The following is a 12,259-nucleotide window of genomic DNA, read 5'->3' as shown; positions in this document are numbered from 1 at the left end:
GCGGCAGCCGCCCGTCCGGGCCGCCGTCACCCGTCGGTGACGGCGGCGGCTTCGGTGGTGGTGTTGCGCAACCGCAGACCGGCGAGGCTGCCGCCGAGCAGGGTGACACCCGCGACGAGCATCACGCCGCTGGTGCCGAGCGCGCCACCGGTGACGTCGTACAGGAACTCCGGCACCACGAGGGTGGCGCCGACGACCCCGCCGACCAGCACGACCCATTCGCGGAGCCGCGCGTAAGCCGCGAAACAGGCGCCGGTGACGAGCGCCGTCAGCGCGTACCCCAGATGGTTCTGAGCCCCGGTGTCACCGCCGACGATCAGCTGCGCGCCGAGCAGGCCGAACGTCACCGCGATCGCCAGCGCGAACCGGTGCTCGACGGCGAGCCGCTGCCAGGCGAGACCCACCCAGGCGAGGCCCAGCAGCAGAGATCCGGCACCGTACGCCGCCATGTCGTCGAGGTTCAGCACGTCGAGCAGGTTCCCCATGGTCCAGAACGCCCCGACGGCCGCGGCGAGCTGACCGAGCGCGCTGCGGGCCAGCAGGTATCCCAGGATCACCACGGCGAGCCCCACCGCCGACGCCAGCAGAGGCGCATAGGCGGGCGGCGAGAAGCTGACCGGGTCGGCGTCGAAGCCGGCGTACACGGCGACGCCGGCCGCGAGTGCCGCGCCGGTCACCAGCGTGCTCGCCAGCCGCCGCCGCACGCTGTCGCCGGGCCAGGGCCGCCACCACCGGGCACCGGGTGCCGCCGCCCGCCACCGCACGGCCACACCGGCGGCGAACAGCACCGCCGTCATGGCGCCCAGGATCGCGACGCGGCCCAGCCGCCCCAGCACCTCCCACTCCTCGCCGAGGAACAGCGCTACCGCCCCGACGACGAACGAGGCCCCCAGATACCCGGCGATCTCCCCCAGCTGCCGCCGCAGTCCCGGGCCCCGCAGCGCGTCGCCGGGGCCGCGGTACTCCCTCAGCACCGCCCCGGCCTGCGCGGACGTGATCTCGCCGCGCCCCACGAGCCGGTCGAGAGCGGCACTCAGCCGCCCGCTGTCCACCGGCTCGGACACCGGCTCGAACGCAGGCGTGGACGTGGGCGCGGACATGGGCGCGGACATGGGCGCGGGCTCGCCGGCGCGCTCGTCCGGCGGCGCCGGTTGATCCTCGGGCTGGTCCACTTCGTCTCCTCCACCCACTGGTTCGACGCGCATGATCATGCCAAGGCCACGCCACCCCTCGCGGAGGATCTTCCGAAAAGAATGACGTCAATGTCGGTGGAATTGTTGACCAGATCATTACCGGACAGAGCGGTACGCCCTTTCGAGGTAACGACATTGTGGTGCGGTCAATCGCCGTGATGGGGTCATGGGGAACCGATGAGCCGGTCCCAGGAAAGGACGTCACATGACCATGTCCCCATTCCGCAGCAGACTGATCCGAGGTGCCGGAGCCGCGGCATTCGTGGCCGTCGGGACGATCGGCGCACTGCCCGGGATCGCACACGCCGACCAGGGCGGCCGGAAGGTCCTGGCGTACGTGACGAACGAAAGTCCCGTACAGCTCAAGCTGGTCGGTTCACAGCTCGAACTCGACGAGGGCGAGTGGACCAAGCGGCCGCCCGCCAAAATCAAGAAGAACGGCAAGGCGTCGTTCGGCTCCCGGTCGGACGGGCACCAGAGCGGCACCGAGGCGACCGTCGTCTACCGGACCAAGTACGGCGACGTCGAGATCTACTGGAATCACCCGTGGGACACCGACGACGACGAAATCACGTGCGAGGCCCCGGACGAACTGACGTGCGACGTCCATTATTCGGGAACCGCGACGGTGAAGGCCTATTTCACCGTCGCCAAGGAATGACAAAATATTCTCCGTGGCGGACCGGGGCATCGGAGATCTCCCTCCGATGCCCCGGCGGCATTCGTCACATCATTGTCGCCCGGCGGGTCACATCCGGTTGGCGGCGACCTTCGCCTGGTACGCCGCGGGCGCCAGCGGCCCGAGCGGCGTGACGCTCAGGGCCGAGCGGATGTAGTCGGCCGGCTCGTCGAAGTACGACTCGAAGGCCAGGTCCCCGGCGTGGGCCGCGAACCAGTTCATGTAGTCCTCGATGTACTGCGGGTTGTCACCGCCGGAGTTGCCCAGCCACTGGCAGTCCAGCTGCGGATCCGGGTTGGTGTGCTCGGTACAGGCGACACCCCACTCGGCGACCGCGAACTTCTTGCCGTATTTGACAGCGATGGCAAGCGACTCGTTGAGACGCCGGTAGCCGTCGTAATGCTCGGTGCGGCCGGCATCGCCGAGGTCGGGGTTCCACGAGTCGTACGAGTCGATGGCGTACACGTCGATGTACTCGTGCACCTCGTCCAGTACCTGCAGGCTGCACTCGTTGCTGCAGGTCTGGTCGTGGCCCTTGTTGGGGTTCCAGACGAACTGCAGGCCGGGTGCGGCCGCCTTCATCCACTGGACGGCCTGGATGAACGAGGCCTGCCAGTCCGCCTGGTTGTCCTCGGTGAGCGCCCAGTACCCGCCCAGGTTCATCTCCCAGCCGAGACGTACGTACGCGTTGGGGTCCCCGCTCGCGATCGTCGTGGCCATCTTCTGCCACTGGGCCTGGGTGCCGGTGAAGCCGACGTGGTTGACGCCGCCGCCGGGCCACAGCGGGAGCGTCATGATCAGGTCGTCACGGGTGGGGTTGAAGCCGTCCGGCAGACCGTTCACGACGAGCTGGGCCGCGTCCTCGAGTGCTACGTCCCAGTTGTCGCGCTTCGGAAACAGAGTGACGTTGTCGACGGCGGCGCCACGGAATTCCGCGAACTGGTTGGCCCGCGCGGTGTTCTGGCCCTGCGGGTTGACACCGGAGTTCCACGGGAGCCGGCTGGCGCGTACCCCGGTGGGGGTGAAATAGCCGTGGACGTCGAACAGCATGACGACGGCGCCGGCACCGACGTTGCGGACCGCGAACGTGCCGTCCTGGCCCAGGTGGGTGGTCTGCTGGGTGGGCCAGCGGCGGGTGTTCGCCTGGTAGGACAGCTGACGCGCGACCGGGGTGCTCTCGTCGGAGGCGTAGACGCTGAGGCCTCCCGCCGCGTCGCCGGTCTCCGAGTACGCGGTCACGTTGAACGCGACGGCGGACACGCCGGTCGCGGGCACCCCGCCGACGCCGGCGAGCGAGAAGGTGTCGGTGGAGTCGGCCGCGACGGTCGGCCGCGTGCCCGGGAGCCGGGCCGGGGTGACCGGGGTGAACAGCGAGCCGGTCGCCGAGCCGGTGGCGTCCTGGTAGTAGCCGACGATCTCCACCCACAGCGACGCCGCCGTGGTGGTGTAGATCCGGAACGTGCCGTCGGCGCCGAGCTTCACCGTGGTCTGCGCGGTGTACCGGCCGCCGGTGCCGTAGTGCAGGTCGGAGGCGCCCGGGCGGGTGATCCCGTTCGGGTACGCGAGGAACGCGCCCGCCGTGCCGGACTGCGCGGTGACGTGGGCGACCACGGCGGTGACGCCGCTGTGCGGAACGCCACCGGTGCCGAGCGGCGCCACGTCGAGGGTGCCACCGGTCGTGGTGGTGCCGCCGTTGACGATCCGGACCGGCTTCAGAGGCACGAACGTGGAACCGGTCACCGTGGAGCCGGCGGCCGTGTAATAGCCGACCACGTCGATGTACACGGTGGCGGACGCGCCGTTGGTGGCGCCGTTGGTGATCGAGACCTGGCCGCCGGTGCCGAGTTTGGTGATGACGGCGTTGTCGACCGTCTCCCCCGCGACGAAGTTCACATCGGACGTGCCGGGGGTGTTGTTGCCGGCCGGGAACGCGGTCAGTGTGCCGTTGCCGGTGCCCGCCGCGTGCAACTGGTACGCGATCGCGGCGACACCACTGGCCGGGACGCCGCCCTTACCGAGCGGGTTGAACGTCAGCATCCTGCCGGCGGTCACCAGCGTGCTGGTCACGATGCGGGCCGGGGTGAGCGGCACGTACTGCCCGGCTGCGGGCGTCACGACGGCCGCCGCGGCCGGGGTCACCGGCGTCACGGCGAACGACAGGATCAGTGCGAGGATGGCGATGAGGGGTACGGGATAACGCTTAAGCACAAGACTCCCCGATAGGTCTGACTTATCGCGATCACTGTATGACCTTCGGTGAGCCTGGTCCGTCCCTCGCCGTTGAGGGCAGTATCACCCCGCCAGAGCATCGAGATCGGACACTCCCCATGCGACCCTGCGGGCGTCCGGGCCGAAGGTGTCGGGGGGCGCTGTTATCGTGCCCGGCCATGGACAACGACGACCATCTGCGGTCCTTCGCCGGCCTGCCCGCCCTGGAATACTTCCCCGGCCTGGCGGACACCCCCGACCCCGCCGCCGTCGCCTGGCGCCTCAGCTACGGCGGCCTGTGGAGCGGCGGCTGCCCCTGCTCCACCTGCGCGGACGACCGCCGGCAGCGGCCCGAGATCGCCGACCTGAGCGGCGGCATGGACCTGGACGAGTTCGTCGCGCAGTACGGCGACGTCGCCACCGCCCTGATCATCGCGGACGGCGACGAGGACGCCCCGGACATCGAGCGGATCGCCGCGGCGGTCGCGAAGATGCCACGGCTGCGGGCCCTGTTCGTCGGTGACGTCATCGACCGGGCCGCCCAGATCTCCTGGGTGCACCAGGCCGACGTGACGCCGCTGCCGGCCGCCGCACCCCGGTTGGAGCATCTGCAGGTCCGCGGCTCCGACGGCCTGGAGTTCCCCGCGGTCCGCCACGAGCACCTGCGCCGTCTGGTGTTCGAGGGCGGCGGCCTGCCCGGCCCGGTGGCGCGGGGTGTCGGCGCCAGCGATCTGCCCGCCCTCGAGCACCTGGAGTTGTACCTGGGCACCGAGTGGTACGGCGGCAGCGCCACCATCGTCGACGACCTGGCCGGGGTGCTGGCCGGGGACCGGCTGCCCAAGCTGCGCTACCTCGGCCTGCGCAACGCCGAGCTGGCCGACGAGGTCGCCGCCGCGGTGTCGCACGCCCCGGTCGTGGCCCGCCTCGAGGAGCTCGACCTGTCCCTCGGCGCGCTCTCCGACGCGGGCGCGGAGGCGCTGCTCGCCGGGCAGCCGCTGACCCACCTGCGGCGGCTGTCCGTGGAGCACCACTTCCTGACCGACGACATGGCCGCGCAGCTCGACGAGCAGCTGGCCAGCGTGGACGTGGACACCTCCGACCCGCAGCTCGGGGTCGACGGCGACTCCGACGAGCGTTACATCAGCATCAGCGAGTGAGCCGGCCGGCCGCCCCGAGCACGCCCCGAGCACGCTCAGGGCGGCCGCGGGTGCGTCGTCCGGGCCGGGCCGCCACTGACTGATCGGGACCAGGCCGGACGGCAGCAGGTCCCAGCCGTCGAGGAGTGCGGCGATCTCGTCGCGGGTACGGACGGCGGGCGGCGTCACCGTTCAGGCCGGTCCATGTGACGACGCTACCGGCAACCAGGCGGACAGTGCGGCGGCGGGCATCGGCCGGGCGAACAGGTAGCCCTGGGCCAGCTCGTAGCCGAGGCGGGCGAGCCGGTCCGCCTGCTCCGGGGTCTCGATGCCCTCGGCGACGGCCTCGATGCCGAGGGCGTGCGCCAGCTGGATCACCGCCTCCGGGATCGCGTCCGGGCCGTCGACGAACGAGCGGTCCAGTTTGATCTGGTCGACCGGGCAGGCGGCGAGCGTGCTGAGGGTGGCCGCGCCGGTGCCGAAGTCGTCCAGCGACAGCCGCACGCCGAGTTCCCGTAACGCGGTCAGGTTCTGCGCGGTGGCGCCGCCGCCGATCGCCGTGCTCTCGGTGATCTCGGCGCAGAGCCGGGCGGCCGGCAGGCCCGCGTCCCGCAGCACCGCCGCCACCTCCGCGGCGAAGCCGTCCTCGCGCAGCTGGGCCGCGGAGACGTTGACCGCCACCGTGCCGGGCGCCGCGTCCCCGTGGTCGAGGCTCCAGGCGGCGGTCTGGCGTACCGCCTCGCGCAGCACCCATGCGCCGAGCGCGACGATCAGGCCGGTCTCCTCGGCGAGCGGGACGAACTCGCCGGGACCGAGCAGCCCCCGCTCCGGGTGCTGCCAGCGGACCAGGGCCTCGACGCCGGCCGGGCGCCCGTCCGGCAGCGTGACGACCGGCTGGTAGTGCAGCACCAGCTGACCGTCGTCGATCGCCGTCCGCAGCGGTCCGGCCGTGTCGTGGCGGGCCTGGATGCTCATGCCCGCGCGGTGCCGGACGTGGCCGCCCTCGCCGCGGACCTTCGCCGCGTACATCGCGATGTCCGCGTTGTGCAGCAGTTCGTCGACGTCACCGCCGTCGGCGTCGGCCACGCCGAAACTCGCCCGCACCGAGATCAGCTTCTCCTGGACGGCGACCGGGATCAGCAGCGCCTCGGCGATCCGGTTCAGCACCCGGTCCACGGGAGCGCCGGTGAGCCCGTCGAACAGGATGGCGAACTCGTCGCCGCCGAGCCGGGCCACCGTGTCGCTGGCCCGGACGTTCGCGGTCATCCGTTCGGCCACCGCGATGAGCAGGGCGTCCCCGGCGGCGTGGCCGAGGGTGTCGTTGACGTTCTTGAAGCCGTCCAGGTCGACCAGCGCGATGCTGAACGGCGCGCCGGCGACGACGGCCGCCTCCACCCGCCGGGTGTAGAGCGCCCGGTTGGCCAGCCCGGTCAGCGCGTCGTGGGTCGCCTCGTGGCTCAGCTTCGCCTGGACCAGGGTCGTCTCGGTGACGTCGCGGCTGTTGGTGAGGATGCCGCCGACGCTCGGTTCGTGCAGCAGGTTCGAGGTGACGATCTCGATCCAGCGCCATTCACCGGCACTGTTGCGGACCTGGATCCGGCAGGTAGCCGAGGCTCCCGGGCCACTCAGCGTCTTCGTCCAGCAGTCCCGCAGGTCATCGGCCTGGTCGGGGTGGGACCAGTCGGCGACCCGGGTGCCGACGGCGACGGACGCCGCCAGGCCGAGGACCCGGTGGATCGCCGGGCTGCAGTAGGTCACCCGGCCCTCGGGGTCGGAGATCGAGATGATGTCGGACGAGTTCTGCACCAGCAGCCGGAAGCGCTTGTCCAGCACCTCGCTCTCCCGGGCGGCGACGATCTGGCGGGCCACCACCAACCCGGTCAGGAACACCGCCCCCACCGTCACCAGCGTCAGCCTGTCGTCGTCGTGGTGCAGGCGGGCGAGCAGCAGCACGTCGACGGCGACGACCGACGCGTACGGCAGCATCCTGCGCCAGGTCCCCGGGATGCCGGCGGCAGCGGCGGTCCCCGCGTCGGCGAGCTGGAAGCGACCGGTCAGCCCCACGCCCAGGTTGGCGAGCAGCGGACCGATCAGCAGCGCCTCGCTGCCGGGAGTGCCGGGGGCCCAGCCCAGCAGCAGCATGCCCACCGGCGGCACCATCCCACCCGCGCACGCGCCCGCCCCGATCGCGATCAGGGACCGTGGTGGCAGCAGCCCGCCGCCGCCGAGAGCGAGCCGGGTCACCAGGAAGATCCCGACGGTGCTGGTGATGAGCAGCCCCATCGTCTGCGGCGGGATGCCCGCGCCGGCCTGCATGACGTCGGCGAGGACCACATGCCCCAGAATGATCATCGTGCCGGCGGTGACCGTGGTGATGTCCAGCCCGAGCGCGACCTTCTGCGCCCCGCTGTCCACGTGGGCCGACAGCCGCAGCAGCGACCAGGCGAAACAGGTCGCGGCGAGAAACCGCAGGAGGGTGCCGGGACCGGTCGCCGCGGGCTCCCGCACCGCGATCAGGCCGCAGATCTCGGCGACGGTCATGGTGCTGATGGCGATCAGGTTGCGTCGCCAGAAGGCCCGCGACGGCGGGCCGAGCCCCGGGTACCGCATCATCCGGAAACAGACATGGGCGGTCAGAGCGGTGGAGAGCACGGCCACGGCGTGGATGATCGCGGCGGTTCCGGGCGGCCGGAGCAGCACGAGTGCGACAGCCACACCCGTCAACAGCCCCAGCACGCCCAGCACGCGGATTCTCCGCGGCGCCTCGCTCACACCCTGACGATCGTCAGTTGCGGCCCGTTGTTGACCCCTTGCCCGACACCAGCCGGGCGTTTCTCCGGCGGCTCTTTCGCGGGTACGCCTGCGTGAGGCCCCGCCGAGCGGCGTCGCCCGCGGCCGGCCCGCTCCGGCCGGGATCAGCCGACGGCGGTGACGGTCCAGAGCTGCCCGGTGCCGCCGTTCGCGCAACCATCGACGCCGACGGTGGACGCGCCCGCCACGAGACAGTCGCCGTCCGGATCCGGGGTGTGCCGGATCCGCCCCGCGTCCTCGGCCCAGCGCTGGGAGGCGACACCGGTGCAGGTGGCCGCCTCGACCGTGGCCCCGTCGGACTGCAGGCACCGCCCGTACATCCGGCTGCGGATCAGCAGCCCGTTCACGGTCCACTGCTGGAACGGCGACGACGCCCGGCAGTCCGCCAGGCCCACCGGCAGTGGCGTGGCCACGACCGAGCTGTCCACCGCCCAGCCGACGGTGAGGCACTGGCCGGTCGTGCCGCTCCGGATCCAGGAGAGCGCCGGCCCGTCGGAGGCACCCACGGCTGGCACCGACGGCAGCGCCAGGAGCACGGCGGCGACCCCGGCCACCCGGCTGAAGTCCGTCACGGCGCCCACCTCCCGATCCCGCCACCGTCAACGGTAGGCCTCTCCGGGGAGCCGGAAGCGATTTGCCCCGGATCAGGGAACCCCGGTCCCGCTCCGGCCCGGCCCGGCCCTTCGGCGACCGTCACCCGGCGCTGGCCGGGAAGCCTGCGCGGTCGAGGCGGCCGAGGTGGCCGGCGTCGAGTTCGAGGTCCAGGGCGGGCAGCAGGTCGGTGAACTGCTCGTACGTGCGCGGCCCGATCAGCGGCAGCACCGGCGGCTCGGTCTGGTGGAACAGCCAGGCCAGGACCAGCTGGTTGGGGGTGACACCGAGCTCGGCGGCGAGGGTGGTGACCGCGTCGAGGCGGGCGTCGCTGTCCGGGCCGGCGTAGGCCTCCATCATCCAGTGTTCGGCACGGCGGGCCGGGTCGTCGTAGATGCCCTTGACGATCGGCGAGTAGGCGACCAGGGTCTGGTCGCGGTGCCGGTTCAGGTAGTCGAGCTGCTCGCCGCCGACGATCGAGGCGGTGTCGTGGCCGCCGCGGGTCCGCAGGTAGGAGTGCTGCTGCTGGACGGCGACCGGCAGGGTCCAGCCGTGCCGCGAGCACAGCTGGCGGATGCTCTCCAGCCGCCAGGTCCGCACGTTGGACCAGCCGATGTGGCGGATCTTGCCGGCGACCACCAGGCCGTGCAGGGCCTCGAGGCTCTCCTCGAGCGGGGTGAACAGGTCGTCGACGTGCACGTAGTAGAGGTCGATGCGGTCGGTGCCGAGGCGGCGCAGGCTGCCGTCGACGGCGGCGCGCAGGGTGTCCGCGCCGGCGCCGGCGAAGGTGCGGCGGGCGAGTTCCCAGTTCGGGGTGCCGTCGGCGGCCCACAGGTCGGGTGAGTGGGCCGGCAGCGCGCTGCCCTTGGTGGCGATGAACATCTCGTCGCGGTGGCCGCCCTTGCGCAGCCAGCGGCCGAGCAGTTCCTCGCTCTCGCCGCCGCGGCTGCCGGGGGTGGACCACCATTCGTAGCAGTCGGCGGTGTCCACGAAGGATCCGCCGAGGTCGCGGTAGTGGTCGAGGATCCGCACCGAGGTGTCCTCGTCGGTGGCGCTGCCCATCTGCATCGCGCCGAGGGCGAGACGGCTGACGTGTTCTCCGGTACGGCCGAGTTCGATCGTTTCCATGGGTTCGACGCTATGACCTGGAGCGCGCTCCAGATCAACCCTCATATCTTGCGGACCGCCAGGATCATCGCGATGACGAAGAGGGTGAACAGCACGACGCCGCCGATGCAGAGACCCATGAGCCATGGTTTGAGGGCTTCCATGGCGGCCACTGTAGACGATCATGTGACTGGCGTCACTCCTCCGGGCGATGCAATACGAGACGGTTCCGTTTTATATTTCCTCCGCAGATACGGAACGGTTCCGTATCTGAATTGATCTCCGGGGGACCCATGACTGACCAACCGACGCCGGCGGGCCATCCGCGGCGCTGGGCGATCCTGGCCGTGCTGGTCATCAGCCTGCTGGTGGTCGTGCTCGACAACACCGTGCTCAACGTCGCCATGAAGACGATCGCCGACCCGGAGCACGGGCTCGGCGCCACCCAGAGCGAGCTGGAGTGGTCGATCAACTCGTACACGCTGGTCTTCGCGGGCCTGCTCTTCACCGCCGGCATCCTCGCCGACCGCCTCGGACGGCGACTCTCGCTCACCGTCGGCCTCGTCGTCTTCGGCATCGCGTCGCTGATCTCGGCGTACGCCTCCTCCCCCGACCAGCTGATCGCCGCCCGCGCGGTGATGGGCCTCGGCGCGGCCGCGGTCATGCCCGCCACCCTGTCGATCATCGCGAACGTCTTCGACCCGACCGAGCGCCCGCGCGCCATCGGCGTCTGGGCCGGCTCGGTCGGCCTGGCCGTGGCGATCGGCCCGGTCGTCGGCGGCATCCTGCTCGAGAACTTCTGGTGGGGCTCGGTCTTCCTGATCAACGTGCCGATCGTGATCATCGGGGTGGCGCTGGTCGCCCTGCTGGTCCCGGAGTCCAAGGACCCCAAGCCGGGACGCATCGACTGGCTCGGCGTCGTCATGTCGATCATCGGGCTGACCCTGCTCACCTACGGCGTGATCAAGGGCGGCGAGGACGGCTTCGGCGCACTCGCCGCGTGGGGCACCATCACCGCCGGCCTGCTGGTCATCGTCGGATTCATCCTGTACGAGCGCAGCATCGAGTTCCCGAGCCTGGACGTGCGGCTGTTCACCAACCGGCAGTTCTCCGCCTCGGTCGGCATCGTCGGCCTGATCTTCTTCGCCTCGATGGGCTCCCTGTTCTTCAGCGCCTTCTACCTGCAGCTGGTCCGCGGATACGGCCCCCTCGCCTCCGGCGCGCTGTTCGTCCCGTTCGCCGTCGGTCAGATGATCTTCGCGCCGCTCAGCGCCACCATGGTCAAGCGGTACGGCCCCAAGGCCGTCAGCACCGTCGGCCTGCTGCTCGTCGCGGCCAGCCTGTCGATCTGGCTGCTGATCGGCGCGGACACCCCGATCGCCGTGGTCGGCGTCTCGTTCTTCGTGATGGGCGTCGGCATGGCCAACGTGATGCCGCCCGCCACCGAGGCGATCATGTCGGCACTCCCCCGCGAGAAGGCCGGCGTCGGCTCGGCGGTCAGCAACACGATCCGCCAGCTCGGCGGCGCCCTGGGCGTCGCGGTGCTCGGCGCGGTCGTCTCCTCGGTCTACCGCGGCGAACTGGGTTCGGCCACCGACGGCCTGCCCGCGGCCGCCGCCGAGATCGCCGGCGACTCGGTGTCCGGCGCGTACGCGGTCGCCGCCCAGACCGGGCCGGCCGCCGCCCCGCTGCTCGACGCGGCGAACGAGGCCTTCATCACGGCCATGCACTCCGCAGCCGTCGGCACCATGGTGTTCGCCCTGCTCGGCACGCTGGTCGCGGTGATCTGGCTGCCCGGAAAGCGCCCGGCGAACGCCCCGGAACCGACCGCCGAGACCGCCCTCGCCGAAGAACAGGGCATCGTCCTGGCCGGCCGGGAAACCGGCAGTTAACAATAGTTGCCATGACCACGGCGAGCGCACCATCCGGAACCGGCCAGGAGCGTAAGGCTCCTGGCCGGCCCCGCAATGCCCAGACGGACGAGACGATCCTGGAGGCCGTACTCACGATGCTCTCCGAGGGGCAGAGCTTCGCCGCGATCTCGGTGGAGGCGGTGGCCGCCCGCGCCGGGGTCGGCAAGGCGACGATCTACCGCCGGTGGCCCAACAAGGAGGCGCTGCTGATCGACGCGGTCGGCAGCATGAAGGGCCCGGTCCCGGTGCTGGAGGAGCGTTCCGTCCGGGACGACCTGCTCGCCCTGATGGTCGCGAACCGCAACACCCGGGCCCGCCACTACGGCCGGATCACCGCCTGCCTGATTCCGGAGCTGATGAAGGACGAGCAGCTGGGCCGGATGTACCGGGCGGTGATCGAGCCCCGCCGTGAGGTGATGCGCTCGGTGCTGCGGCGTGGCGTGGCGAGCGGCGAGTTGCGCGAGGACCTGGACGTCGAGATGACGGTGCTGCTGCTCACCGCACCGTCGATGGCGCGGTCCCTGCCGACCTGGGATCCGGAGATGCCCAAGGAGGGTTTCGCGGAGCGGCTGCTGGACTCGGTGCTGCGCGGCGCACTTCGGTAAACACCTGCGAGAAAAG

The 12,259-nt window shown here is 71.2% G+C and carries 9 protein-coding genes; 4 read left to right on the top strand and 5 right to left on the bottom strand.

From position 1 onward, the window contains the following. Positions 1–26 precede the first annotated feature (26 nt). Positions 27–1,172, bottom strand: coding sequence for a DUF2157 domain-containing protein (locus WH85_RS22355; RefSeq protein WP_045743910.1), 1,146 nt, complete (start codon positions 1,170–1,172; stop codon positions 27–29). 226 nt (positions 1,173–1,398) lie between these two features. Between WH85_RS22355 and WH85_RS22350 the strand changes: the two genes are divergently transcribed. Beyond that, positions 1,399–1,854, top strand: a complete 456-nt coding sequence (locus WH85_RS22350) for a hypothetical protein (protein ID WP_157411161.1) — start codon at positions 1,399–1,401, stop codon at positions 1,852–1,854. An 87-nt stretch (positions 1,855–1,941) separates the two neighbouring features. Here WH85_RS22350 and WH85_RS22345 read toward each other — a convergent pair whose 3' ends face one another. Continuing rightward, positions 1,942–4,080, bottom strand: a complete 2,139-nt coding sequence (locus tag WH85_RS22345; protein ID WP_045743908.1) for a hypothetical protein — start codon at positions 4,078–4,080, stop codon at positions 1,942–1,944. Between the two features lie 179 nt (positions 4,081–4,259). Between WH85_RS22345 and WH85_RS22340 the strand changes: the two genes are divergently transcribed. Continuing rightward, on the top strand, positions 4,260–5,237 hold the full coding sequence (locus WH85_RS22340; protein WP_045743907.1) for an STM4015 family protein: 978 nt from the start codon (positions 4,260–4,262) through the stop codon (positions 5,235–5,237). A 171-nt stretch (positions 5,238–5,408) separates the two neighbouring features. On the opposite strand, the gene WH85_RS22335 is transcribed toward WH85_RS22340, so the two are convergent. The 3 genes from WH85_RS22335 to WH85_RS22325 form a co-directional block, all read right to left on the bottom strand. Further along, entirely contained in the window at positions 5,409–7,988 is a 2,580-nt protein-coding gene (locus WH85_RS22335; RefSeq protein ID WP_052720671.1) for a putative bifunctional diguanylate cyclase/phosphodiesterase, read from the bottom strand. A gap of 143 nt (positions 7,989–8,131) precedes the next feature. After that, on the bottom strand, positions 8,132–8,599 hold the full coding sequence (locus tag WH85_RS22330; protein WP_157411160.1) for a ricin-type beta-trefoil lectin domain protein: 468 nt from the start codon (positions 8,597–8,599) through the stop codon (positions 8,132–8,134). 121 nt (positions 8,600–8,720) lie between these two features. Then, a complete protein-coding gene (locus WH85_RS22325) occupies positions 8,721–9,746 on the bottom strand; it encodes an aldo/keto reductase (RefSeq protein WP_045743905.1) in 1,026 nt (341 codons plus the stop codon). Positions 9,747–10,018: 272 nt separating this feature from the next. On the opposite strand from WH85_RS22325, the gene WH85_RS22320 reads away from it, so the two are divergent. Continuing rightward, positions 10,019–11,617 carry an MFS transporter gene (locus WH85_RS22320; protein ID WP_045743904.1) on the top strand — a complete coding sequence of 533 codons (1,599 nt, stop codon included), beginning with the start codon at positions 10,019–10,021 and terminating at the stop codon, positions 11,615–11,617. Positions 11,618–11,628: 11 nt separating this feature from the next. After that, positions 11,629–12,243, top strand: a complete 615-nt coding sequence (locus tag WH85_RS22315) for a TetR/AcrR family transcriptional regulator (protein ID WP_045743903.1) — start codon at positions 11,629–11,631, stop codon at positions 12,241–12,243. The last annotated feature ends 16 nt before the right edge of the window (positions 12,244–12,259 follow it).

The sequence above is a fragment of the Actinoplanes rectilineatus genome (genome assembly GCF_000962825.1).
Taxonomy (GTDB): domain Bacteria; phylum Actinomycetota; class Actinomycetes; order Mycobacteriales; family Micromonosporaceae; genus Actinoplanes; species Actinoplanes rectilineatus.
This window is presented reverse-complemented; position numbering and strand designations above follow the sequence as displayed.

Bases quoted from the DNA above. Each gene is read 5' to 3' on its own strand.
- WH85_RS22350 (WP_157411161.1), top strand. From the start codon at position 1,399: ATGACCATGTCCCCATTCCGCAGCAGACTGATCCGAGGTGCCGGAGCC.
- WH85_RS22340 (WP_045743907.1), top strand. From the start codon at position 4,260: ATGGACAACGACGACCATCTGCGGTCCTTCGCCGGCCTGCCCGCCCTG.
- WH85_RS22325 (WP_045743905.1), bottom strand. From the start codon at position 9,746: ATGGAAACGATCGAACTCGGCCGTACCGGAGAACACGTCAGCCGTCTC.
- WH85_RS22315 (WP_045743903.1), top strand. From the start codon at position 11,629: ATGACCACGGCGAGCGCACCATCCGGAACCGGCCAGGAGCGTAAGGCT.
- WH85_RS22320 (WP_045743904.1), top strand. From the start codon at position 10,019: ATGACTGACCAACCGACGCCGGCGGGCCATCCGCGGCGCTGGGCGATC.